The 22,992-nt window shown below is 67.6% G+C and carries 22 protein-coding genes; 1 reads left to right on the forward strand and 21 read right to left on the reverse strand.

Annotation, left to right across the window (positions count from 1 at the left end; translation table 11 throughout):
• Positions 1-178: 178 nt before the first annotated feature.
• The 5 genes from ACFJGT_RS12535 to yajC form a co-directional block, all read right to left on the reverse strand.
• Positions 179-1,090: a phytoene/squalene synthase family protein gene (locus ACFJGT_RS12535; RefSeq protein WP_377848822.1), complete on the reverse strand. Its 912-nt coding sequence runs from the start codon at positions 1,088-1,090 to the stop codon at positions 179-181.
• Positions 1,091-1,172: 82 nt separating this feature from the next.
• Positions 1,173-1,550 carry an Mth938-like domain-containing protein gene (locus ACFJGT_RS12540; RefSeq protein ID WP_377848823.1) on the reverse strand — a complete coding sequence of 126 codons (378 nt, stop codon included), beginning with the start codon at positions 1,548-1,550 and terminating at the stop codon, positions 1,173-1,175.
• A 24-nt stretch (positions 1,551-1,574) separates the two neighbouring features.
• Entirely contained in the window at positions 1,575-2,537 is a 963-nt protein-coding gene (gene secF, locus ACFJGT_RS12545) for a protein translocase subunit SecF (RefSeq protein WP_377848976.1), read from the reverse strand.
• Between the two features lie 33 nt (positions 2,538-2,570).
• Positions 2,571-4,181: a protein translocase subunit SecD gene (secD, locus tag ACFJGT_RS12550; RefSeq protein ID WP_377848824.1), complete on the reverse strand. Its 1,611-nt coding sequence runs from the start codon at positions 4,179-4,181 to the stop codon at positions 2,571-2,573.
• Between the two features lie 64 nt (positions 4,182-4,245).
• On the reverse strand, positions 4,246-4,521 hold the full coding sequence (gene yajC / locus ACFJGT_RS12555; protein ID WP_377848977.1) for a preprotein translocase subunit YajC: 276 nt from the start codon (positions 4,519-4,521) through the stop codon (positions 4,246-4,248).
• A 340-nt stretch (positions 4,522-4,861) separates the two neighbouring features.
• Between yajC and ACFJGT_RS12560 the strand changes: the two genes are divergently transcribed.
• Entirely contained in the window at positions 4,862-5,746 is an 885-nt protein-coding gene (locus tag ACFJGT_RS12560; protein ID WP_377848825.1) for an ATP-binding protein, read from the forward strand.
• A 308-nt stretch (positions 5,747-6,054) separates the two neighbouring features.
• On the opposite strand, the gene ACFJGT_RS12565 is transcribed toward ACFJGT_RS12560, so the two are convergent.
• From ACFJGT_RS12565 to ACFJGT_RS12640, 16 genes are all read right to left on the reverse strand, one after another.
• Positions 6,055-7,428 carry a peptidoglycan DD-metalloendopeptidase family protein gene (locus tag ACFJGT_RS12565; RefSeq protein WP_377848826.1) on the reverse strand — a complete coding sequence of 458 codons (1,374 nt, stop codon included), beginning with the start codon at positions 7,426-7,428 and terminating at the stop codon, positions 6,055-6,057.
• 40 nt (positions 7,429-7,468) lie between these two features.
• On the reverse strand, positions 7,469-7,882 hold the full coding sequence (locus ACFJGT_RS12570) for a hypothetical protein (protein WP_377848827.1): 414 nt from the start codon (positions 7,880-7,882) through the stop codon (positions 7,469-7,471).
• A gap of 80 nt (positions 7,883-7,962) precedes the next feature.
• Complete coding sequence (locus ACFJGT_RS12575; protein WP_377848828.1) at positions 7,963-8,625, reverse strand: protein-L-isoaspartate O-methyltransferase; 663 nt, start codon at positions 8,623-8,625, stop codon at positions 7,963-7,965.
• A 19-nt stretch (positions 8,626-8,644) separates the two neighbouring features.
• On the reverse strand, positions 8,645-9,406 hold the full coding sequence (gene surE / locus ACFJGT_RS12580) for a 5'/3'-nucleotidase SurE (protein WP_377848829.1): 762 nt from the start codon (positions 9,404-9,406) through the stop codon (positions 8,645-8,647).
• A gap of 3 nt (positions 9,407-9,409) precedes the next feature.
• Positions 9,410-10,711, reverse strand: coding sequence for a serine--tRNA ligase (gene serS / locus ACFJGT_RS12585; RefSeq protein WP_377848830.1), 1,302 nt, complete (start codon positions 10,709-10,711; stop codon positions 9,410-9,412).
• Positions 10,712-10,914: 203 nt separating this feature from the next.
• Positions 10,915-11,727 carry a twin-arginine translocase subunit TatC gene (gene tatC / locus ACFJGT_RS12590; RefSeq protein ID WP_377848831.1) on the reverse strand — a complete coding sequence of 271 codons (813 nt, stop codon included), beginning with the start codon at positions 11,725-11,727 and terminating at the stop codon, positions 10,915-10,917.
• Positions 11,724-12,422 (reverse strand): Sec-independent protein translocase protein TatB, encoded by a 699-nt coding sequence (gene tatB, locus ACFJGT_RS12595; RefSeq protein WP_377848832.1) that lies wholly within the window; start codon positions 12,420-12,422, stop codon positions 11,724-11,726. The genes tatC and tatB overlap by 4 nt, the downstream gene beginning before the upstream one ends.
• Before the next feature lie 47 nt (positions 12,423-12,469).
• Entirely contained in the window at positions 12,470-12,718 is a 249-nt protein-coding gene (locus ACFJGT_RS12600) for a twin-arginine translocase TatA/TatE family subunit (protein ID WP_377848833.1), read from the reverse strand.
• 81 nt (positions 12,719-12,799) lie between these two features.
• Positions 12,800-13,912: an ABC transporter ATP-binding protein gene (locus ACFJGT_RS12605; RefSeq protein ID WP_377848834.1), complete on the reverse strand. Its 1,113-nt coding sequence runs from the start codon at positions 13,910-13,912 to the stop codon at positions 12,800-12,802.
• Between the two features lie 177 nt (positions 13,913-14,089).
• Complete coding sequence (gene scpB / locus ACFJGT_RS12610) at positions 14,090-14,776, reverse strand: SMC-Scp complex subunit ScpB (RefSeq protein WP_377848978.1); 687 nt, start codon at positions 14,774-14,776, stop codon at positions 14,090-14,092.
• 5 nt (positions 14,777-14,781) lie between these two features.
• Positions 14,782-15,612 (reverse strand): segregation and condensation protein A, encoded by an 831-nt coding sequence (locus ACFJGT_RS12615; RefSeq protein WP_377848835.1) that lies wholly within the window; start codon positions 15,610-15,612, stop codon positions 14,782-14,784.
• 177 nt (positions 15,613-15,789) lie between these two features.
• On the reverse strand, positions 15,790-16,800 hold the full coding sequence (nagZ, locus tag ACFJGT_RS12620; protein ID WP_377848836.1) for a beta-N-acetylhexosaminidase: 1,011 nt from the start codon (positions 16,798-16,800) through the stop codon (positions 15,790-15,792).
• 117 nt (positions 16,801-16,917) lie between these two features.
• Positions 16,918-18,012: a TRAP transporter substrate-binding protein gene (locus ACFJGT_RS12625; RefSeq protein ID WP_377848837.1), complete on the reverse strand. Its 1,095-nt coding sequence runs from the start codon at positions 18,010-18,012 to the stop codon at positions 16,918-16,920.
• Positions 18,013-18,196: 184 nt separating this feature from the next.
• Positions 18,197-19,771 carry an SPOR domain-containing protein gene (locus ACFJGT_RS12630; protein ID WP_377848838.1) on the reverse strand — a complete coding sequence of 525 codons (1,575 nt, stop codon included), beginning with the start codon at positions 19,769-19,771 and terminating at the stop codon, positions 18,197-18,199.
• A 101-nt stretch (positions 19,772-19,872) separates the two neighbouring features.
• A complete protein-coding gene (gene argS / locus ACFJGT_RS12635) occupies positions 19,873-21,639 on the reverse strand; it encodes an arginine--tRNA ligase (RefSeq protein ID WP_377848839.1) in 1,767 nt (588 codons plus the stop codon).
• Positions 21,640-21,674: 35 nt separating this feature from the next.
• Positions 21,675-22,916, reverse strand: a complete 1,242-nt coding sequence (locus tag ACFJGT_RS12640) for a deoxyguanosinetriphosphate triphosphohydrolase (protein ID WP_377848840.1) — start codon at positions 22,914-22,916, stop codon at positions 21,675-21,677.
• Positions 22,917-22,992: the final 76 nt, after the last annotated feature.

Here is a 22,992-nt window from a genome sequence, read left to right on the forward strand (position 1 = left end):
CGGCCGTTGGACCAGTAAGGCATCGGCCTAACCGCTGCGCAGCGACCACCTCACGGCAATCACGGTGAGCGGCCTACCCCTCACCCTGCCCTCTCCCTCCGGGAGAGGGTTCCCCGCGCTTCCGTTGTTTCAGGGTACCGCAAATCGGCGTGCGACACTCGACCTAAGTCCCGCGCCTCTACTTCTTCCGCGACGCCCGCCACAGCACCCACTGCCGCTTCCAGGCCGGCAGGGTGATGATGGTGCGGTAGGGATCGTAGCCGCCGACCTCCATCCGCTTGAGATAGGGCTCGACCAGCGCCACCGGCAGGAAGGCGGGCTTCAGGCCGGAGGGAATCGTCTCGCTGAGGCTCACCAGCTTCTTCAGGTGCCCGCGCGCGATCTCGCGCAATTCCTTGAGCGTATAGAGCACGCCCGGCCCGCCGCGCCCGCGCACGATGTCGTCGCGCGTCACGCCGTTGCGGGTGAGGATATCGGCCGGCAGGTAGACCTGCCCCTCGGCCGCATGCCACGGGAAGGCGCGCATCAGCCCCGTGAGCGCGTAGGCGACGCCGGCATGGCCGCAAGCCGTCGCGCCGCCTGGGTCGCGCCCGCCGGCTAGGACGATGCAGGCGAGCCGCATCACCGCACTCACGGTCTCGCCGGCATAGCCTTCGAGATCACGCAGCGACGGCATCGGATCGTCGTAGAGATCGAAAATGCGCGCATCGATCAGCGCCGTCAGCGGCGCGACCGGCAGGCGATAACGCTTGATCGTGTCGAGCAGGGCCGCGGCGACCGGGTGCGCCTGCGTCTCTCCGCCGGCCTGCCCTTCGAGCACGTCGCGCCACCATTGCAGCCGGACCTCGCCCGGCAGCGGCTCGCTGACCAGCGCCCTGACCCGTGCGATCTCCAGGCTGAAGGCATAGAGCGCATAGAGCGCGGCGCGGCGGTCCTCGGGCGCGTAGAGCCCGGCGATATAGCGATCCTGATCCTGCTCGCGGACCAGCTCGGCGCAATGGGCATAGGCCTCCGGCAGGCGCGTCGGCGCGGTTTCCCTGCGGTTGTCGGTATCGGTCTGCGGCATCATTCCGCCCTGGCCCGTCATCATTCGCCCTCGGCGCAAGCCCAGTCTAGGCCAAGCGCGGCGTCATCGCTACGCGCCGCTCACATGGCCGGCTCGCGAAGCGCTCCTAATCGACCGCGATCAGGGCCGCCGCCACCCGCCGATCCTCGCCCACAAGGACGTTAAAGGTCCGCGCCGCAGCGCCGGTCGCCATGCCCTCGACCGCGATTCCGGCCTGCTTCAGGGGATCACGGAGAGCGGGCGGAATGAAGGCGATGTCGGGCCCCGTGCCGATCAGCAGGAAATCGATCGTGCCGGCCTCGTCGAGCACGGATTGCAGGCTCTCGATCGTCACCTCGGCAAAGCGCGTCACCGGCCAGATGCGGATGCCGGCCGGTGTCGCGATGATTGAGCCCTTATGGCTCATCTCGGCGAAGCGGAACCCGCCCGCGCCGATGGCATCGAGCGGAAACCGGCCGGGAATGAAGCCCTCGAAGCGCGGCATGATGAGTGGAAACCCTGGCCGCGATCAGGCCTTGGCGTTGGTGGCGGAAGATTTGGCGGCCCGCGCCGCCTCCTGCGCCTCCTCGCGGGCGCCGGCCGAGCGGACGTCCATGTAGAGCAGCACGGGGGTCGAGACGAACATCGCCGAATAGGTGCAGACCACGACGCCGAACAGCATGACCAACGCAAAGCCCTCGATCGCCGTGCCGCCGAACAGCACGAGCGCCAGCAGCGACAGGAAGGTCGTGGTCGCGGTCATTGCGGTGCGCGACAGTGTCGAGTTCACCGAGAGGTCCAGCAACTCGGCGACCGGCATGGTCTTGTAGCGGCGCAGGAGTTCGCGCGTCCGGTCGAACACCACGACGGTTTCGTTCAGCGAGTAGCCGACGATGGTCAGGATCGCCGCGATCGAGGTCAGGTTGAATTCGAGCTGCGTGATCAGGAAGAAGCCGATGGTCAGCACGATGTCGTGCAGCGTGCCGAGGATCGCGCCGATCGCCAGCGGCATCTCGAAGCGGAACCAGAGATAGATCAGCACGCCGACGATCGCGAGCACGACGCCGAGCGTGCCGGCCTGGACGAGCTCGCCCGAGACGCGCGGGCCGACGGTCTCGACACGCCGGAACTCATAGCCGGAGGCGAAAGCCTCGCGCGCCTTGACGACGACAGCCTGCTGCGCCGTCTCGCCGCCCGGCTGCATGCCGAAGCGCATCGAAACCTCGCCGCCCGAGCCGAATTCCTGCACCTCGGCCTCGCCGAAGCCGAGCCCGTTGGCGGTCTGGCGGATCTGGGCGATGTCGACCGCCTGCCCCTTCGTCTGCATCTCGATCAGGGTGCCGCCCTTGAAGTCGATGCCGAAATTCAGGCCGACCGTCAGGAAGAGAGCGAGCACAAGGATCGAATAGGCGGCCGACAGCGGATAGCTGAAGCGGCGGAACCAGACGAACTTGAACTTGGTGTTGTCGGGAACGATACGAAGCAGGCGCATGCGCATGGCCAATCTCCTAGGGGGTTGGCAGCGTCAGAACGGGAGGTGCTTGGGCTTGGCCCAGCGGTACCAGATCGCGATCAGCATCCGGGTCAGCGTCACCGCCGTGATGACGGTGGTGAGGATGCCCAGGATGAAGACCACCGCGAAGCCGCGCACCGGGCCGGAGCCGAGCGAGAACAGCGCCACCGCCGCGATCAGCATGGTGACGTTGGAGTCGATGATGGTCGCAAACGCGCGCTGGAAGCCCGCTTCGAGCGCGGAGACGAGGCTGCGGCCCTGATGCTCCTCCTCGCGCATGCGCTCGTAGATCAGCACGTTGGAGTCGACCGCCGTGCCGATGGTCAGCACGATGCCGGCGATGCCGGGCAGCGTCATCGTCGCGCCGAGGAAGGACATCAGGCCGAAGATCAGGCCGACATGGACGAGCAGCGCGATACTCGCGATCAGGCCGAAGACGCCGTAGGTTGCGAGCATGTAGATCACCACCAGCACGGTCGCGATCAGGGTCGCCATCTTGCCGGCCTGGATCGAGTCGGCGCCGAGGCCGGGGCCGACGGTGCGCTCTTCCACGATCGTCATCTTGGCGGGCAGCGCGCCGGCGCGCAGCAGGATCGACAGGTTGTTGACCTGCTCGACGGTGAAATTACCCGAAATCTGGCCCGAGCCGCCCGTGATCGGCGACTGGATCACCGGCGACGAGATCACCTTGTTGTCGAGCACGATCGCCAGCGGGCGGCCGAGATTCTCGGTGGTGATCTGGCCGAAGCGCTGAGCGCCGCGGATATTGAAGCGGAAGTTCACGATCGGCGTGCCCGAGCGCGAATCGAAGGCCGGCTGCGCATCGATCAGGTCGGCGCCGTCGACGACCGGCTGGCGCGCGACGGGCACCATCTGGCCGCCGGCATCCTGCGAGGGCAGCATGTCGACATCGCTGCTGTTGGCGTCGCCGACGAGGCGGAATTCGAGCTTGGCTGTGTCGCCGAGGATCTGCTTCAGGCGCTGCGGGTCCTGGAGACCCGGCACCTGCACCAGGATGCGGTCGAGGCCCTGGCGCTGGATGTTCGGCTCGGTCGTGCCGAGCGCGTCGACACGGCGGCGCAGCACTTCCATGGCCTGCTCGACAGCGCGGCGGATGCGCTCGTTGGAGCCAGCTTCCGTGACCGTGAGCTGGATCAGCCCGTCGGGCTGCTCGGTGATGTTGATCGACTGGTTGCCGGATGGCCCGAAGGCACCGAGCGTGCCGATCGGCTGGGCGAGCTCGCGCAGCTTCGGCAGTACGCGTGCGCGTTCGGTCGCATCCGGAACACGCACCTGCACGCCGCGCGGCGTCGTCTGGATGCCGCCTTGGGGCGCGGCGCGCTCGTCGCGCAGGATGCGGCGGGTATCGTCACGGAGCTGGACGATCTGGCTGCGCACCAGCTCGGCCCGGTCAATTTCGAGCAGCACATGCGATCCGCCTTGCAGATCGAGGCCGAGCACCACCGCATGGATCGGCAGGAAGGCCTTCGGAATCCAGGACGGCGCGTTGGTTTCGATGGCCTTGCGCGTCTCAGGCGACAAGAGGTTCGGCACGGCGAGCCCGCAGCCGATGAACAGCACGAGCAGGACGAGGATGACCTTGCGGGCCTGGAGACGAAGCATCTGCGTGAACAGCCTTGTTATCGCGTCGGGGCTCCCTCAGCGGGAGCCCTTAGCCGCCGCATTCTCAGTTCTTGACCGGCTCGCTCTTGGAGCGGACGTCCTGGATCATGCCGCGCACGATGCGCACGCGCACGCCGTCGGCGATCTCGACCTCGATCTCGCCATCGTCGACGACCTTCGAGACCTTCCCGATCATGCCGCCGGAGGTGACGACCGTGTCGCCGCGGCGCACGTTCTTGATCAGCTCCTGATGAGCCTTGGCCCGGCGCTGCTGCGGCCGGATGATCAGGAACCACATGATGACGAAGATCAGCAGGAACGGCACGAGCTGGATCAGCATGTCGGCGCCGCCACCGGCTCCTGTGGCCTGGGCGAAAGCGGGGGTGATCACGAATACACTCCTCTGGTACGGGGGCGGCACGCCGCCGACCGCGAATCTCTGGATGGAAGACGCAAGCCAAAACCACCGCCCGGCCGCAAAATCGCGCGGACTATAGCCAGCAACGCCGTGAAATCAATCGGACGCGCCCAGTCTCCCATGCGCGATCCCTCACCTATGGGCTGGCTGCCATTCGCGCAATGCCCCTTGCGCACGATCCACGGCGTGGTTTAGCTAGCGGCAAGAACCGTACCGGACGGTACGGTACGGTTCGACGGAACGAAACGAAGGCCCCGCCGCCATGACCACGACCGAGACCGCCCCCGACCAGACGCTGGCCACGCTGCTGCGCATCGCCGACGCGCTGGAGCGCATCGCCCCGCCTCGCCGCAAGGCGGCCGATCTCAAGTCGGCCGACGCCTTCGTCTGGCAGGCGTCGGGCTCCGAGCTCGTGCCGGTGCCGAAGGTCAACCGCGTCGCGCTCTCGCTTCTGCGCGGCGTCGACCGAGTCCGCGACACGTTGGCCGAGAATACCGAGCGCTTCGCCAAGGGCCTGCCGGCGAACAACGTCCTGCTCTGGGGCGCGCGCGGCATGGGCAAGTCCTCGCTGGTCAAGGCCGTTCATGCCGACACCAACCTGCGCCTCGCCAACAACGCGCTGCCGCTGAAGCTGATCGAGATCCACCGCGAGGACATCGAGAGCCTGCCGGGGCTGATGAGCCAGCTGCGCAACGATCCGCACCGCGCCATCGTCTTCTGCGACGATCTGTCCTTCGACAGCGACGACACCTCCTACAAGTCGCTGAAGGCGGTGCTCGACGGCGGCGTCGAGGGGCGCCCCGACAATGTCGTGTTCTACGCCACCTCGAATCGCCGCCACCTCTTGCCGCGCGACATGATGGACAACGAGCGCTCGACCTCGATCAATCCGGGCGAGGCGATCGAGGAGAAGGTCTCGCTCTCGGACCGCTTCGGCCTCTGGCTCGGCTTCCACAAATGCAGCCAGGACGAGTACCTGGAGATGATCAACGGCTATGCCGGCCATTTCGGGCTGGACGTGGCGCCGGAAGAGCTGCGCCGCGACGCGCTGGAATGGTCGACGACGCGCGGCTCCCGCTCCGGCCGCACGGCCTGGCAATACATCCAGGACCTCGCCGGCCGGCTGGGGAAGAAGCTGGAGGGGTGAAGAGGCGTCGGCGGTCGCAGCGACTTTGAGCTGGCCCACCTGTCATTCCGGGGCTTCGCGCAGCGAAGAACCCGGAACCCACGACCGGGCGAGCCGCCTATGACTCGGCTTTGCATGTCTCGCCCAGTCGTGGGTTCCAGGTTCGCGCCTGCGGCGCGCCCCGGAATGACACGTTCCCGGCGGCTGACAACCCAACCCAAGAGACAAACGAAAACGGGGCCGCCCTTTTCTGGGGCAGCCCCGTTCTTTTCGATCGGGAGGGTCTCGCGAACCGATCGAATTGGGAAACTGTGTCCGCAGCTCCGGTATCAGTTGTTGAGATAAGGCGTCGGATCGACGGGCGCCGAGCCCTTGCGCAGCTCGAAATGCAGCTGCGGCGAGGAAACGTTGCCGGTCTGGCCGGAGTTGGCGACGACCTGGCCGCGCTTGACGGTGTCGCCGCGCTTCACCTTGAGCTCTCCGTTATGGGCGTAGGCCGAGACATAGCCGTTCGGGTGGCGGATCAGGACGAGATTGCCATAACCCTTCAGCTCGCTGCCGGCATAGGCGACGGTGCCGCCCTCGGCCGCCTTGATCGGCGTACCCTCGGGAACCGCGATGTTGATGCCCTCGTTGCCACCCTTGCCGCTATAGCCGGAGATCACGCGGCCACGCGCCGGCCAGCGGAAATCCGCCTTGTCGGACGCCGACTCTTCTTCCTGCTTCGGAATGCTGGCGGTGGTCTTCGGCTCGGCAACGGGCTCGGACCTGGGGATCGCGGTCGGCTTCGACTCTGCGGCCGGAGCGCTCGCGACGACGACCGGCTTCGCCGGCTGGGCGGCAGGCGCAGCGGTCTTCACCGGCTTCGCCTCGGGAGCGGGCTTCACGGCAGCGACCGGCGCAGCCGCAGGCTTGGCGGCGGGCGTCGGCAGGGCCGCGGTCTTACGGGCATCCGCCTTGGCCTTGGCTTCGGCAGCGAAGCGAGCGCGCGATTCCTTCATGGCCTGGGCGTCGGCGACAGCCTTCGCCTTGGCTTCGGCGGCGGCAGCGGCCTTGGCCTCGGCGGCAGCCTTGGCCTGCGCCTTCGGATCGACGGCAGCCGGCGGCGTGACACGCGGGGCAGCGGACGGGCCGGCAACGAAGCGCTGCGTCTCGGCCGGCGCCTGGGCGACCTGGCGAACCGGCGCCGGAGCAGCGGCGGAAGCGGAAGCGGAGCCCGACGCGTTATAGACGGGGATGGTGATGCGCGTGCCGGGAGCGACATTGGCGTTGTTCAGCCCGTTCGCCGACATGATGGCGGCGCGCGGGACGCCATAGCGCGACGAGATGGTGTCGAGCGTCTCGCCCTGGGCGAGCACGACCGGCGTGCCGCCCTGCGCGGACCAGCCGGCAGAACCACCGGAGACGGCCTGCGGAGCCGGCGAGCTCAGCGCGACGGAGGATTGCGGCGGCGGCAGGGGCTGCGAACGAACGATCGGCGCGGAGGCCACCGGCTGCAGCGGCGCGCTCGACACCTGCCCGATCGAACCGGTCGTGACCGGATCGCGAACCGGCGCCTGGGCCGACTTGAAGGGACTCTCGAACGGCGTCTCCGTAAAACGGATCGCATCCGACGAGCAGGCACTGACGCCGATGGCGAACAGGCACACCGTGGACAAACGACGGAGAGCGCGGGGATTGATCGATCCGGCTTGGCTACGCATGAACTGAGTACTCGCGAACGACGCAACTCGATGACCGGGATTAAAGTCCCGTTGAGCTTAATTTCGCGTAAACGCCGTCAGAAACTTGGTTGACGCCGCCGAGCGCGCGGATTGCCCCGGGGCTGACGGCGCGCTCTCGGACCGTGCCGCTGCAGATCATCGAATTGCCGACGTGGCCGGCTCGCAGTAACGCAACGTCATGCTTCGTTTGGCCCCGGCGACGCTGGCGGCCGAGCCGATTCTGAAGCAGATGCATGGGAGCTGGCGGTCGGAAAAGCAGATGGTCCTGATCGACACCGAAAGAATGCTCGGCAATCTCGACCCCGCCCGGCCGTTTCAGAGGGACGCGCTCCGATTGCGCGACATTTCCGGCCGGATGGTCGTCTTCGAGATCGGCAGCCGCCGATTCATCGGCTTCTTCGATCAACCAGCTCCGCCTGACCGGCGACGGCATCGAAGGCTCCGCCGTCCTGTATCGCCGCTAACCGATGCGTTTCGCCGGCCTCTCCGCATGACGGCAGGAACCGAGGGTCATCACAGCGCGCGGGACCGGCCCGGGATCAACGGCGGCAGGCGCAGCGCCGGCCCGGTCGCATGATCGAACTGCCCGTCTTCCAGATGCGTGACGACGACGCGGCGTGCAGCCCCCTCTATGCGCAACGCCCCGACGAGACGCCCACCTGGCGACAGCCGCGCCAGAAGCGCCTCCGGCACCGCCTGGGTGACGCCGTTGACGAGGATGCGGTCGAAGCGCCCAAGCGTCCGGTCGGGCTGGAAGCCGTCGGCATGGCGCAGGTCGACGACCCCGCCGAAACCACTGCCCAAGACGCGCTCATGCGCGGCCAGCGCCAGCGAGCGATAGCGCTCCAGCGAGACGACCTCGCCGCCCATCGCGGCCAGCAGCGCCGAGACATAGCCGGAGCCTGTCCCGACCTCGAGCACGCGCGCGCCCGGCTGCATGTCGAGCGCCACGAGCAGGTTGGCGACCGTATGCGGCGCGGTCATCGTCTGGCCGCAGGGCAGCGGCACGGACACGTCCTGCCGGGCGAGATCGGCGAAGCGGGCCGGCGCAAAGCGATCGCGCGGCACCCGCTCCATCGCACGCAGCAGCGCGAGATCGCGCACGCCCCGCGCACGCAGCGAGAGCAGGAAGGCGACGGTGCGCTCGCCTTCGCTGGCCGGCGCGTCCTCGGTCATGCCCCTCCCCGCCCCAGGCTCAGGCGAAAAGCCGCGCGAAGCGCGTCAGCGTCGGCTCATGCGTCAGGTCGAGTTCCAGCGGCGTGATCGAGATGCGCTTTTCCGCCAGTGCCTTCAGGTCGGTGCCGTTGGCCGGCTCCTTGCCGCTGCGCTGGAAAGCGATCCAGTAATAGGGATTGCCGCGGCCATCCTTGCGCGGTTCGAGCTGCACGATGCCCTGGTCGCGCCGCCCCTGCACGGTGACGGCGACGCCCTCGACCTCATCCGGCCGGGCATTGGGGAAATTGAGGTTGAACAGTACGCCCTCGGGAATGCCCTCCTCCAGCAGGCGCCGGATGATGCCGGGCGCATGGCTCTCAGTGCAGTCCCAGCGGATCGCCTCGCGATTGCCCGGCATATACGCTTGGCTGATCGCGATCGAGGGCACGCCGAGCAGCGTGCCTTCCATCGCCGCCGCGATCGTGCCGGAATAGGTCACGTCCTCGGCGACGTTCGAGCCGCGGTTGACACCGGAGAGCACGAGATCGGGCCGGGCATCGGCCATGACGGCGCGCACCGCCATGATCACGCAATCGGTCGGCGTGCCCTGCACCGCGAAGCGCTTCTCCTCGATCTGGCGCAGCCGCAGCGGATTGGACAGCGACAGCGAATGCGCGACGCCCGACTGGTCGGTCTCGGGCGCCACGACCCAGACATCGTCGGAGAGCTGGCGCGCGATGCGCTCCAGCACGGCCAGGCCCTCGGCATGGATGCCGTCATCATTGGTGACGAGGATACGCATGTCTCAGGCCGCCTTCTCGATCCGCGTCACGCCGCGCATATAGGGCACCAGCACGTCGGGCACGGTGATCGAGCCGTCGGCGTTCTGGTAGTTCTCCATCACCGCGATCAGCGCGCGGCCGACCGCCGTGCCCGAGCCGTTGAGCGTGTGCACGAAGAACGGACCCTTGCCGTCCCTGGTCTTGTAGCGGGCGTTCATCCGCCGCGCCTGGAAATCGCCGCAGACCGAGCAGGACGAGATTTCGCGATAGGTCTTCTGGCCGGGCAGCCAGGCCTCGATGTCCCAGGTCTTCTGCGAGGCGAAGCCCATGTCGCCGGTGCACAAGGTCATCACGCGATAATGCAGGTCGAGCTTCTTCAGCACGGCCTCGGCACAGGCGAGCATGCGCTCATGCTCCTCGCGCGACTTCTCCGGCGCGGTGATCGAGACGAGCTCGACCTTCTCGAACTGATGCTGCCGCAACATGCCGCGCGTGTCGCGGCCCGCCGAGCCGGCTTCGGCCCGGAAGCAGGGGGTGAGCGCGGTGAATCGAAGCGGCAGCTCCTCCTCGGAGAGGATTGATTCCCTTGCCAGATTGGTCAGCGGCACCTCGGCCGTCGGGATCAGCCAGTGCTCCTCGCCGGCGCGGAATTGGTCCTCGCGGAACTTCGGCAATTGCGCCGTGCCGAACATCGCATCGTCGCGCACCAGCAGCGGAGGATTGACCTCGGTATAGCCGTGCTCCTCGGTGTGCATGTCGAGCATGAACTGCCCGATCGCCCGCGACAGCCGCGCGATCTGGCTTTGGAGAACGACAAAGCGCGAGCCGGAGAGCTTGGCCGCCTTCTCGAAATCCATCTGGCCGAGCGCCTCGCCCAGCTCGAAATGCTGCTTGGGATCGTTGACGCCCTTGAGCAGCCCGCGCTCCTCCGGCTTCACGCCATGGACGTGCAGCACGACATTGTCGTGCTCGTCGGCGCCATCGGGCACGTCGTCGAAAGGCACATTCGGGATCGCGGCGAGCTTCTCGTCGAGCGCGTCCTTGGCGGCCTTCTCCTCGGCCTCCAGCGCCGGCTGCTGCTCCTTGAGCGCTGCAACCTCGGCCTTCAGCTTATCGGCGAGCGCGACATCCTTCGCGCCCATCGCCTTGCCGATCTCCTTGGAGAGCGCGTTGCGGCGCTCCTGCGTGGCCTGCGCCTTGGCGATCGACGAGCGGCGGACATCGTCGAGTTCGAGCAGCGAGGACGACAGCGGCGCCAGGCCCCTGCGCTCAAGCCCCTTGTCGAACGCCGCGGCGTTCTCGCGAATCCATCTGATGTCGTACATCGTCGTCCGGCCATGCCATCGCTGCGGAATGCAGCGACGCATGCTCTAGACCGGGATCGCGCGCGAGGGAACTGCCGAGATCAGCATTCGGCGCGTCAGCCGCGTCATGGTCGGGCTCGTCCCGACCATCCATGTCTTCATCGATGCAGTGCCGAGTTCAAGGCGTGGATGCTCGGCACAAGGCCGAGCATGACGGCAGAGGCCTACTCCGCCGCGTCCTCTTCGGCCTTCGCGGCCTCGCCCTTCTTCTCGACGCGACGCACCGAGAAGATCGAGAGCTCGTAGAGCAACATCATCGGGATCGCGAGCATCAGCTGCGAGATCACGTCCGGCGGGGTCAGCACCGCCGCGACGACGAAGACGAAGACGATGGCGTAGCGGCGCTTTTCCTTCAGGAACTTCGAATCGATGATGCCCGCCTGCCCGAGCAGGGTCAGGATCACCGGCAGCTGGAAGGCGATGCCGAAGGCGAAGATCAGCGTCATGATCAGCGAGAGATATTCGCTGACCTTGGGCAGCAGCGCGATGCCAGCCTGCGTCTCGGTCGCGGCCTGCTGCATGCCGAGCGAGAACTTCATCAGCACCGGCATGGCGAAGAAGAAGACCAGCATGGCGCCGAGCGTGAAGAACAGCGGCGTCGCCACGAGATAAGGCGCAAACGCCGCCTTCTCGTTCTTGTACAGGCCGGGTGCGACGAACTTGTAGATCTGCGTCGCGATCACCGGGAAGGCGAAGAAACCGGCGCCGAAAGCCGCGACCTTGATATGGGTGAAGAGCAGCTCGAGCGGGCCGGTATAGATCAGCTGAGCATTGGCCGCGCTTCCGGCGGCCCAGACATAGGGCAGCACCAGGATATTGTAGATCTGCGTCGAAAAACCGAAGCAGACGAAGAACATGATCAGGAATGCGATCAGCGACTTGATCAGGCGCGAACGCAATTCGACGAGATGCTCGATGAGCGGCGCGCGCGAGGCCTCGATCTCGTCGTCGCCGTCGCGCGGATTGGCGACGCTCATGCGGAATTCTCCTCGCCCTTGGCGGTCTTGCGCTTGCGGGCGGCAGGCTTGGCGGGCTCAATCGGAGCAGCGGCGGCAACCACGGCCTTCGGCTTGCGCGCGGCGGCCGCTTTCGGAGCCTTGGCCGGCGCGGTTACAACCGGTGCTTCGACGGCGACCGGCGCCTCGGCAGCCTTGGCGCTGCGCTTACGGGCAGGCTTTTCCGGGACAGGATCGGCCAGGGCAACCGGAGCGACCGGCGCCTCGACGATCGGCGCAGCCGGCTCGGCCGCGGTCTTGCGCTCCCGCTTCGGCTTGTCGGCGGGCTTCGGCGTCTCGATCTGCACAGGCGGCAGCGGCTCGGGCTGCGGCAGCGCGGCAAGCTTGGCCTCCGCTTCCTTCAGCGCGGCTTCGTCAGGCTTCGGGGTTTCCGTCTTGGAAGCCTCGAAATCCTTGATCGAGTCGATCGGCTTGAAATCGGTATTCAGCGAATTCGACACCGATCCGCCGACATCCTCGACCTGCTTCTTCAGGTCGGCGAGTTCGGCCTCGCGCATCGCCTCGTTGAACTGCCCCTGAAACTCCGAGGCCATGCGCCGCACGCGGGCGACCGTCTGGCCGACCGTGCGCAGGGCCTTGGGCAGGTCCTTCGGGCCGATGACGACCAGCGCCACCGCGCCGATCAGCACCATTTCGCTCCAGGCGATGTCGAACATCGACGGCTCGTCCTCTCAAGCCTGCGCCCCGGAAGGGCGCAGCGGCATCAGGCCTTGTGCTCGGCCTTGGCCTGGGCCTGGGCGGCGGCGTTGTCGGCCTTCGTCTGGTCGATCACCTTGGGGTCGACGGTGGTGGCGGTCGGCGCCGCCGCCTCGTCATCCTCGGCCATGCCCTTCTTGAACGATTTGATGCCCTTGGCGACATCGCCCATCAGCTCGGAAACCTTGCCGCGCCCGAACAGCAGCATCACGATGACGCCGACGACGATCCAGTGCCAAATGCTCACGCCACCCATGGCGAAACTCCTCCGAAATTGCGTCGACCGGGGACAGGCCCCAACCAAGTCCTTGTCCGGTCGATTGTTCGGCGGCGGAACCTATTGATCCGCAGCCGGAAACACAAGGACTTCGTCCGAGGGAATCTCGACCCCGATCTCGTCGCCCACCGCGATCTCGTCCGAGAGCGGCGCCCGCACGGACAGAACCCGATCGAAGCCGTCCACCGTCACCTGCAGATGGTCGGCCTCCCCCAGGAAGCGCCGGCCGATCAATCGCCCGCGCAGGTAATAGCCCTTCGGCACGATCCGGACGCGATGCGGCCGGATGCAGGCGATCGCCACCGCTCCTTCGGCGATTCCCGGCGCCGCGAAGCGGCCGAACGGGGTCTCGACGGCTCCGCCCGAAACCACGCCTTCGACCTCGGTCAGATCGCAGAAAAATCGGGCGGCAAAGAGGCTGCCGGGCTGTCGGTAGAGTTCCTCGCCCGTGCCGATCTGGACGATCCGCCCGGCCCGCATCAACACGATCCGGTCGGCGATGCGCATCGCATCCTCGGGGTCGTGCGTGACGATGATCGAGGTCGCGCCGGTCTCTTCCAGCAAGGCCGCGGTCTCGTCGCGCACCACGTCGCGCAGGCGCCGGTCGAGATTGGAGAAGGGCTCGTCCATCAGCAGCACGCCCGGCCGCGGCGCGATCGCGCGGGCCAGCGCCACGCGCTGCTGCTCGCCGCCCGAGAGCATATGCGGATAGGAATCGGCGAGTTCCGCGAGCCCGACCCGGCCCAGCGCCCGCAAGGCCGTGGCATCGGCTGCCGCCGGCGCCTGGCCGCGCAGGCCGAAGCGGACATTGTCGCGCACGCTGAGATGCGGGAACAACGCATAGTCCTGGAAGACGAAGCCGATGCCGCGATGCTCGGGCTCGACGAAGCGATCGGCCGACGAGACGTCGCGCCCTTCCAGCAGGACGCGGCCTGCGCTGGGCCTTTCGACCCCGGCTGCGAGCCTGAGCAGCGTCGTCTTGCCGCAGCCGGATTGGCCGAGAAGCGCGACGATCTCGCCCGGTTTGACGGAAAGCGAGACGTCCGACAACGCCGTCACCGCCCCGAAGCGCTGCGTCACGTTCTCGAAGCCGAGCGCCATCGGGATCGCCGCGCCGGCCGTGCCGCGCCGGCCCCAGCCGAGCCATCCTGATTTGGTCTCGCTCTGCGCCAAGTCCCTGCTCCACCTATCCAAATTGCGCCGTCATCCCGGTCGACCGAAGGGAGACCCGGGATCCATGCCTGAGCCTTCGTCGGATGCGTTCCGGCATGGATCCCGGATCGGCGCCGCTACGCGGCTTGTCCGGGATGACGCGCGGAGGAAACGGCAAGATCACCGAATACCCACCATTCACCCCTGCGATCCGCCCTCGCCGTCGTCAAGCGGGCTGAACAGGTCGCCGAGCGGGTCCTCGTCGTCACGCAAGGACGGATCGTCGTCGGGAACCGGCACCGCGAGGTCGCGCGTCAGGCGCCCTTCGATGAAGCCTGTGCCCTTCAACTCCTCCAGCCCCGGCAGGTCGTCGATGCAATCCAGCCCGAAATGATCGAGGAAGCCCGGCGTCGTGCCATAGGTGATCGGCCGCCCCGGCGAGCGCCGCCGCCCGCGCAGGCGCACCCAGCCCGCCTCCAGCAGGATGTCGAGCGTGCCCTTGGCGGTGGCGACGCCGCGGATCTCCTCGATCTCGGCCCGCGTCACCGGCTGGTGATAGGCGATGATCGAGAGCACTTCGAGCGCGGCCCGCGACAGCCGGCGTGGCGGCTCGGCCTCGGCCGCGAGCAGGTAGCCGAGATCAGGCGCCGTTCGGAAAGCCCAGCCGCCGGCGACCTGACTCAGATTGACCCCGCGTGTCGCATAGCTCTCGACGAGCCGCGCCAGCACCTGCTCGACCGCGATGCCGGCGGGAATGGCACGGCCGAGCGCCTCGGCGGTCAACGGTGCGGCCGAAGCGAACAGCAGCGCCTCGACGACGCGCAGCGCCAGCGAAAAGGCCTCCGCCCCGCCATCGGCCTCGGCATCCTCCGGTTCGGCCGCCATGCCGCTCATGAGGCATCCTTGGCGGCGAAGGGCAGACCTTCAGGCCGGGCCGACCGGCGGCGCACCTGGATCGGCGCGAAGGCCTCGTCCTGCCTGAGGTCAAGCACCCCTTCCCTCACCATTTCCAGCATCGCCGAAAGAGCCGAGGCCCGGACGGTCGCCCGCATCTCCCGTGCCTGCAGGCCGTGCGAGGCCATGTAATGCATGAGATAATCGTCGAGCTCGGTCCAGTCGCCGGCCGCGCCGACCAGACGTTGCAGCGCCTCGCGCGCTTCCACCAGCGACCAGACGGCGCGGTGGCCGACCGAGATATGGCCCTGCACCCGCTTCTGCCGCTGCTGGGCATAGGCCGAGAGCAGATCGTAGAGTTCGGCCTCCCAGACCGGCCGTGCACCTGCCACGATCTCCTCCGGCGCGCCACGCGCGAACACGTCCTGCCCCAGCCGCTCGCGGGCGGAGAGCTTGTTGGCGGCGGCGCGGATCGCCTCCAGCCGGCGCAGGCGCAAGGCGAGTGCCGTCGCGAGATCGGCGGCGCTCGGCTCCTCGCCCCTGGGCGGTTCCGGCAGCAGCAGGCGCGACTTGAGATAGGCGAGCCAGGCCGCCATCACGAGGTAATCGGCCGCGAGCTCCAGCCGCAGCGCCCGCGCCTCCTCGACGAAGGTGAGGTATTGCTCGGCCAGCGCCAGGATCGAGATGCGGTGCAGATCGACCTTCTGCCGGCGCGCGAGATCGAGCAGCAGGTCGAGCGGACCTTCATAGCCGTCGACATCGACGACGAGCGAAGGCTCGCCCGCGCGCCCGGCGCGGTCTTCCTCGAATGGCAATTCGGCCGTCATGAGCCTTAGCCCCTACATCCCGTACGCGCCGTCATCCCGGGCGACCGAAGGGAGACCCGGGATCCATGCCGGAACCTCTATCGGCCAGGCTCAGGCATGGATCCCGGATCTTCGCTTCGCTCCGTCCGGGATGACCGCGCTTGGGAAAATTACATGCCCTAGGGTAGATTCAGTCGTTCAGGCGCTCAAGGCAAGCGCAGCCGCCACTTCAGCCCGCGCGGCCTCCAGATCGACTGGTTCCGGCTCGTGCCGGATACGCCCCAGCGCAGCGTTGGCCCGGCGGGCGCGGGCGCCCGTCATCTCCGGCACGGCCCCGGCGACGGCGATCATCTCGTCCATGATGCCGTGGCAATGCAGGATGACGTCGACACCGGCGCGGATCGCGGCGCGCGACTTGGCTTCGAACGAGCCGGAGAGCGCCTTCATCGAGATGTCGTCGGTCATGATCAGCCCGTCGAAACCGAGCTCGCCGCGCATGATCTCGCGCACGATCTTCCGCGAGATCGTCGCCGGGTTCTTGGCGTCGAGCGCCGTGAAGACGAGATGCGCGGTCATCGCCAGCGGCATGTCGGCGAGATGCCGGAACGGCCGGAAATCATGCGCCCGAAGCTCCTCCAGAGAGGCATCGACGATCGGCAGGTCATGATGGCTGTCGGCGCGCGCCCGGCCATGGCCGGGCATGTGCTTGACGACCGGCAGCACGCCGCCGGCGATCAACCCCTCGGCCGCCGCCCGGCCGAGCCGCGCGACCTGATCGGGATCATGGGCATAGGCGCGGTCGCCGATCACGTCATGGCTGCCCGCGACAGGAACGTCGAGCACCGGCAGGCAGTCGACATCTATGCCGACTTGTCTAAGGTCATGCGCCATCAGGCGGGCTGAGAGCCGGACGATCTCGCGCTGGCGGATCGGATCGTTGATGGCAAGGAAGGCGCGGGCCGACTGGTATTTCGGCCAGTTCGGCGGCCCCATGCGCTGGACGCGCCCGCCCTCCTGATCGATCAGGATCGGCGCGTGCCAGCCGACGGTCTCGCGCATCTCGGCGGTCAGCGTCGCGACCTGCTCGGGCGACTGCGTGTTGCGCTTGAAGACGATGAAGCCCCAGGGCCGGGCGTCGCGGAAGAAGGCCCGCTCGTCCGCGGTGAGGCTCGTGCCGAGGCAGCCGGCGATGAAGGCGCGCGATGTCATGACATCGGGTTACGGCATCGGCCGGAAAAGGCAAATGCGGTTTTCGGGCAATGCCGATGCGAGAACACAGAAAGCAGCGCGGGCACGGTCAGGAATGATCCGCGCCCGCCCTAATTGTTACTTCACCTGCTGATAGGCCTGCGCGTTGAACGCGTCGAAGGGCAGCTCGGCGATGCGGAACCAGAGCTGCTCCTTCTTCCAGTACGGCAGGAAGGAATCGTAGAAGGTCTTGAAGTTGGCGTTGCTCGCGGCGAGCTCGCCATACATCGCGAAAGCCTCCTTGAACGCCGCCGTCATCACCTCCTGCGGGAAGGGCCGCAGCTCCGCGCCAGTGCCGGCGAGGCGAATCAGCGCGTCGGGGTTGTTGTGGTCGTATTTGGCCAGGCAGTTCATGTTGGCCTCGGCGCAGGCTGTCTCGACGATCGCCTTGTAGGAGGCCGGCAGCTCGTTCCACTTGTCCTGGTTGGCAAGGAAGCTGACATTGGCGTTCCCCTCCCAGAAGCCGGGATAGTAGTAGTATTTGGCGACCTTCACGAAGCCGAGCTTCTCGTCGTCATAGGGGCCGGAGAACTCAACCGCGTCGAGCGTGCCGCGCTCCAGCGCCGGATAGATGTCGCCGCCGCCGATGGTCTGCGGCACGACGCCGAGGCGCGCCATGATGCGCCCGCCGAGGCCGGCAATGCGGAACTTCAGGCCCTTCAGGTCCTCCAGCGACTTGATCTCCTTACGGAACCAGCCGCCCATCTGCGCGCCGGTATTGCCCGACGGGATGGTGTGGACGTTGTAGCCCTTCATGAAGGCGCGGCAGAGCTCGAGACCGCCGCCCTGATAGAGCCAGGCATTCTGCTGGCGGGCATTGAAGCCGAAAGGCAGCGAGGTCTCGAAGGCGAAGGCCGGGTCCTTGCCGATATAGAAGCTCGCCAGCGTGTGGCTGCACTCGACGGTGCCGTTCTGCACGGCGTCGAGCGCCTGCAGCGCCGGCACGATCTCGCCCGGCGCGAAGACCTGGATCTGGAAATTGTTGTCGGTCATCTCGGCGACGCGCTTGGCGACATGGGTCGAGATGCCGAACAGCGTGTCGAGGCTCTTCGGATAGCTGGAGGTCAGGCGCCAGTTGATCTTGGGCTGCGACTGGGCGACGGCCGGCGCCGCGATGGCAGCGCTACCGGCCGCACCGGCGGCAGCGGCCTTGACGAATTTACGGCGATCCATGGGTTACCTCCAGCGTTCGGACGGCTTGCCCGCTCGGGCAAGGCGACGCGTTGTTGGGGAGGCTACTCGCATGGCCGAACGCATGAAACAAGCGTGGCAACACACCCTGTCATGCGTCTGATTCACATGAGAACGGCGGCGCCCGATGGGCGCCGCCGTCATGGTTTGTCGCTGATCGTCCGGATCAGTTTTTGGCAATGAAGCACTGCCCGCCGGCGGCCTGGAGCCCCGAGCACATCGAGGCTGCATCCTCGCGGGAATACGGTCCGACGCGCAGGCGGAACACGGTCTTGCCACCGGCGAGCTCCGTCTTGCGGATGATCGGTGCCTGGCCGCCGAGCTGCTGCGGATATTTGCGCTGGAGCGCCGCGAAGGTGGCGCGGGCCTCGGCATCGCTGCCGGGAGCGCCGAGCTGCACCACGAAATCGCCGGTGCCGGCGCGGACAGCAGCGGTTGCCGGAGCCGGCGGTGCGGCTGCGGGAGCCGGCGCGGCGCTGGCGAGGCGGGTCGGCGCGGCCGGCGTCGTCGCGGCCGGCGGCGTCGTGGCGCGCTCCTGGGCCTTCGGCGCGGCGGCAACGGCCGGAACCTGACGCTGCGGCACCGGATTCGTCGCCTGGCCTGCGAGCGAACGGCTCGGCGCGGAGCCGGTGGCGATCGGCTGGTTGATATCGACGGCGACAGGCGCCTGTGCCGGCGTGCCGTCGGGACGGATCGAGACGGTACGGACCTTGCGCGGCTCGCCGAGGCCCGGCACCGGCGGCATCGCGGTCAGCGCCGGCTCCGCCGGGAGGATGCTGCGCTCGGGCGTGGTGGGGGCTGCTGCAAGCGCGTTGCCCGCACTGGCGATCGGACCCGGCATGACCACGCGCGGCGGCATCGAGCGGGCGGCCTGCTGGACGTCGACCGGCTGCTCCTCGTTGTTCACGACCTTGCTCTGCGCAGGCGGGGCATCGGGGCTGCGCTCGTAGATCTGCTTGTTCTGGTTCGGGATCTCGGCGCCGCCCGGATTGACCGGCTCGACCTTGACCGGCCCGGAATCGGCCGTGATCACCGGCGGCTGGCCATCCTTGGATGCGGAACCGCCCCGCAGGGTGAAGGCAGCGCCGACACCGACGAGACCGATGGCAATGACCGCAGCCGCAGCCCAGAGACCCTTGCGCGAACGTCGCGGCTCCAGATCAGGCAGGTCGTCTTCGCCATATTCGGGGGCCGGAACGCCCTGCTGGGCATGGCCATAGTCATAGGCCGGCTCTTCCTGAACATAGGCAGCCGGCGCCGGGCGGTACTGCGCACCCTCGTCGAGATCGCGCGGCGGGGCCGCCCCCTGGATCGCCGCCGGACGGGAATAGGACATCGGCTCCGGCAGGTCGAAATCGGGCTGATAGTCAAGCTCGGGAGCAGGCTGCACCGGCACCGGCGCTGGCGCCTCCGCCCGCCGCGGCTCGGTCCGGCGCAGCAGCGCCTCGAACTCGTCGAGGGCCCCGCGCATCTCGGCCGGCGGCGCGCTCACTTCGGGAACGGCCGGCGCCGGCTGCTGCGGCACGACCTCGAAGCTCGGCTCCTGGCGTGCCACGGGCCGCGGCGGCTGGCGCCTCTCGGCGAAAATATCCTTGAGCGGATCGTCCTGCCCGACGATGCGGGTCAATTCCGCAAGCGGGTCGGCCTGCTGCCCCGGGCGGGGCGCCTGCCCTGCCCCGCGCAGCTGGCGCTCGAGATCTTCGAGATCGAGCGCGAAACGGTTCCTAGCTGGCTCACTCATGGTACGATCCATTCCAGCACAAGCCGCTTCCCCCTATGGAAGAACCGGGAACTCTGTGCGGTCAACCTGACCTTGTGCGCGCCGCCGGAAAACCTTTTCCGTCAGCGCATCTCTTCCGGCGCCGCAACTCCGGCGACAGCCAGACCGGAAGCAAGAACGCTGCGCACCGCATGCACAAACGCCAATCTCGCCAAGGTCGACTTTCGATCAGTTTGATTAACGAACCGTAATTGCGGCGAGTCTTTGCCCTTATTCCAGAGCGAATGGAACGCGCTCGCCAGATCATGGACGAAGAATGCCACGCGATGCGGCTCATGCGCCGCCGCGGCGCCCTCGATGATTCGCGGGTAGGACGCGAGCATCTTGACGATGCCGACCTCGGCCTCGTCGGTCAGGATCGAGAGATCGGCGCCGGCCAGCGACGCCGTCGACAGATCGAGATCCGGAAACGCCTCGCGCGCCTGCCGGAAGATCGAGGCGCAGCGCGCATGCGCGTACTGGACGTAGAAGACCGGATTGTCCTTCGACTGCTCGACGACCTTGCCGAGGTCGAAATCCAGCGTCGCGTCATTCTTGCGGAAGATCATCATGAAGCGCACCGCATCGCGGCCGACCTCGTCGATGACCTCGCGCAGCGTGACGAAATCGCCGGAGCGCTTGGACATGCGCACCTGCTCGCCATTGCGCAGCAGGCGAACGAGCTGGCACAGCTTGACGTCGAGCGAGCCCTGCCCGCCCGTCACGGCCTTCACCGCCGCCTGCATGCGCTTGACATAGCCGCCATGGTCGGCGCCCCAAACGTCGATCATCTCGGGGAAGCCGCGCACGAACTTGGAGCGGTGATAGGCGATGTCGTTGGCGAAATAGGTGTAGCTGCCATCCGATTTCAGCAGCGGCCGGTCGACGTCGTCACCGAACTTGGTGGCCCGGAACAGGGTCTGCTCCCGGTCCTCCCAGTCCTCGTCCTTCTGCCCCTTCGGCGGCGGCAGGCGACCCTCATAGACGAGGTCGCGCGAACGCAGGTCCTCGATCGTCTGGTGCACGGCATTGGTATCGCCGTCCCGACCCTGCAGCGAGCGCTCCGAGAAGAAGAGATCGTGGACGACGCCGAGCGCGGCGAGATCGTCGCGGATCATCGCCATCATGCCGTCGATCGCCGCCTGCCGGACGAGCGGCAGCCAGTCCCACTCGGCCTTGTCGCGCAAAGCCGGCCCGTATTGCTCGGCGAGCGCCTTGCCGACCGAAACCAGATAGTCGCCGGGATAGAGCCCCTCGGGGATCGCGCCGATATCCTCGCCCAGTGCCTCGCGGTAGCGCAGGAAGGCGGAACGGGCGAGCACATCGACCTGCGCGCCGGCATCGTTGATGTAGTATTCGCGGGTGACGTCATGGCCGGCGAAGGCGAGCAGGCTCGCCAGCGCATCACCGAACACGGCGCCACGGCCATGGCCGACATGCATCGGTCCGGTCGGATTGGCCGAGACATATTCGACATTGACCCGGGGCTCGGGCTTCGGTGCGCCGCGCCCATAGTCCAGCCCGGCCTCGATCGCAGCCTTCAGCACCGCCGTGAAGATCGACGGCTGCAGCGTCAGGTTGATGAAGCCCGGGCCGGCGATTTCCGCCTTGGTGATCTCCGGGTCCTTCGACAATTCCTCGATCAGGAGGGTCGCCAAGGCGCGCGGGTTGGTGCCGGCATCCTTGGCCAGGACCATCGCGGCATTGGTGGCGAGATCGCCATGCGCCGGGTCCTTGGTCGGCTCGACCACGACGCGCGCGAGATTGAGGCCGGCCGGAAGCGCGCCTCGCTCGGCGAGGCCTGAGAGCGCGGCGTGAAGTCGGGCGGAATAGATCTCGAACAGGTTCATTGCGGCCACGGTTGCGGATGGAAAGCCGCCCGGCCCTATCGCAGCGAGGGGGTGGCGTCAAACAGGCGGCGGTGCTCGTCGAGCGCGTACCAGTCCGTCATCCCGGCAATATAGTCCGCGATTCGCCGGGCGCGGCGGTGTTCGTCGAGCGGATCGCAACCCGCTGCCCACTCCTCCGGCATCGCCGCCGGATCGGCGCTGAAGCGCTGGAACAGCTCGCGCACCACCTGCGCCGCATCGGCCCGGATCGGCGCGATGCGCGGATGACGGTACATGTTCGGATAGAGGAAGCCCTTGATGTCGCGATCGGCCGCCTCGATCGCCGCCGAGAAGGCGACGACCGGCGCGTCCGCCCGCCGGATCGCATCGGCATCAACAGGCGCCAGCGCTGCAAGCCGCCGCTGCGATTCCACGATCACGTCCTCGACGAAACGCGTGATCACCCGTCGCACCAGTTCGTTAGTGGCGCGTGCCCGCTCCAGCCCGGGGTGCAGCCGCTCGATCTCATCGAGCAGTTCGGCGAGGAACGGCACGGCCCGGAGCTCGGCATGGCCGAACAGCCCGGCGCGCAAGCCGTCATCGATGTCATGGGCGTTATAGGCGATGTCATCGGCCAGCGCCGCGGCTTGCGCCTCCGCCGAGGCATAGCTGTCGAGCCAGAGGTCCTGACGCTGCTGATACTCGACGATGGCGACGGGGATACCGCGCTCGGCATAGCGCGCCGTCGGCCTGCCCTGATGGTCGAGCAGCGGGCCGTTATGCTTGACCAGCCCTTCAAGCGTCTCCCAGCTCAGGTTGAGCCCGTCGAAATCGGCATAGCGCCGCTCCAGCCGCGTCACGATCCTGAGCGTCTGGGCGTTGTGGTCGAAGCCGCCGAACACGGCCATGCACTCCTCCAGCGCGTCCTCGCCGGTATGGCCGAAAGGCGTGTGGCCGAGATCATGCGCCAGCGCCAGCGCCTCGGCGAGATCCTCGTCGAGACCGAGCGCGCGCGCCAGGGCGCGGGCGATCTGCGCCACCTCGATCGTATGGGTCAGGCGGGTTCGATAGTGGTCGCCCTCATGCGAGACGAAAACCTGCGTCTTGTGCTTCAGCCGCCGGAAGGCGGTCGAATGGATGATGCGGTCGCGGTCGCGCTGGAATTCGCCGCGCGTCGCCGAGGCCGGCTCCGCCACCAGCCGGCCGCGGCTCGTCGTCGAGCGGCAGGCATAGGGCGCGCGCCAGCGCTCTCCGGGCTCCAGCCCGGCCGGCGGAATCGTGCTCTGTGGATAGGGCATGGCAGCCTCATTGCGGACCCATGCTTGTAGAGCCGCTGCCGGGCCATTACCTTTCCGGGCAACCAGGGTGCAAGGA

It is taken from the genome of Allobosea sp. UC22_33, from assembly GCF_042700715.1.
GTDB lineage: Bacteria > Pseudomonadota > Alphaproteobacteria > Rhizobiales > Beijerinckiaceae > Allobosea.

Excerpts from the sequence above, each read along its gene's own strand:
- ACFJGT_RS12535 (WP_377848822.1), bottom strand. The coding sequence starts at position 1,090 with ATGATGACGGGCCAGGGCGGAATGATGCCGCAGACCGATACCGACAAC.
- ACFJGT_RS12540 (WP_377848823.1), bottom strand. The coding sequence starts at position 1,550 with ATGCCGCGCTTCGAGGGCTTCATTCCCGGCCGGTTTCCGCTCGATGCC.
- secF (WP_377848976.1), bottom strand. The coding sequence starts at position 2,537 with ATGCGCCTGCTTCGTATCGTTCCCGACAACACCAAGTTCAAGTTCGTC.
- secD (WP_377848824.1), bottom strand. The coding sequence starts at position 4,181 with ATGCTTCGTCTCCAGGCCCGCAAGGTCATCCTCGTCCTGCTCGTGCTG.
- yajC (WP_377848977.1), bottom strand. The coding sequence starts at position 4,521 with ATGCTGATCCAGCTCGTGCCGTTCCTGCTGATCTTCGTCATCATGTGG.
- ACFJGT_RS12560 (WP_377848825.1), top strand. The coding sequence starts at position 4,862 with ATGACCACGACCGAGACCGCCCCCGACCAGACGCTGGCCACGCTGCTG.
- ACFJGT_RS12565 (WP_377848826.1), bottom strand. The coding sequence starts at position 7,428 with ATGCGTAGCCAAGCCGGATCGATCAATCCCCGCGCTCTCCGTCGTTTG.
- ACFJGT_RS12570 (WP_377848827.1), bottom strand. The coding sequence starts at position 7,882 with ATGCCGTCGCCGGTCAGGCGGAGCTGGTTGATCGAAGAAGCCGATGAA.
- ACFJGT_RS12575 (WP_377848828.1), bottom strand. The coding sequence starts at position 8,625 with ATGACCGAGGACGCGCCGGCCAGCGAAGGCGAGCGCACCGTCGCCTTC.
- surE (WP_377848829.1), bottom strand. The coding sequence starts at position 9,406 with ATGCGTATCCTCGTCACCAATGATGACGGCATCCATGCCGAGGGCCTG.
- serS (WP_377848830.1), bottom strand. The coding sequence starts at position 10,711 with ATGTACGACATCAGATGGATTCGCGAGAACGCCGCGGCGTTCGACAAG.
- tatC (WP_377848831.1), bottom strand. The coding sequence starts at position 11,727 with ATGAGCGTCGCCAATCCGCGCGACGGCGACGACGAGATCGAGGCCTCG.
- tatB (WP_377848832.1), bottom strand. The coding sequence starts at position 12,422 with ATGTTCGACATCGCCTGGAGCGAAATGGTGCTGATCGGCGCGGTGGCG.
- ACFJGT_RS12600 (WP_377848833.1), bottom strand. The coding sequence starts at position 12,718 with ATGGGTGGCGTGAGCATTTGGCACTGGATCGTCGTCGGCGTCATCGTG.
- scpB (WP_377848978.1), bottom strand. The coding sequence starts at position 14,776 with ATGGCGGCCGAACCGGAGGATGCCGAGGCCGATGGCGGGGCGGAGGCC.
- ACFJGT_RS12615 (WP_377848835.1), bottom strand. The coding sequence starts at position 15,612 with ATGACGGCCGAATTGCCATTCGAGGAAGACCGCGCCGGGCGCGCGGGC.
- nagZ (WP_377848836.1), bottom strand. The coding sequence starts at position 16,800 with ATGACATCGCGCGCCTTCATCGCCGGCTGCCTCGGCACGAGCCTCACC.
- ACFJGT_RS12625 (WP_377848837.1), bottom strand. The coding sequence starts at position 18,012 with ATGGATCGCCGTAAATTCGTCAAGGCCGCTGCCGCCGGTGCGGCCGGT.
- ACFJGT_RS12630 (WP_377848838.1), bottom strand. The coding sequence starts at position 19,771 with ATGAGTGAGCCAGCTAGGAACCGTTTCGCGCTCGATCTCGAAGATCTC.
- argS (WP_377848839.1), bottom strand. The coding sequence starts at position 21,639 with ATGAACCTGTTCGAGATCTATTCCGCCCGACTTCACGCCGCGCTCTCA.
- ACFJGT_RS12640 (WP_377848840.1), bottom strand. The coding sequence starts at position 22,916 with ATGCCCTATCCACAGAGCACGATTCCGCCGGCCGGGCTGGAGCCCGGA.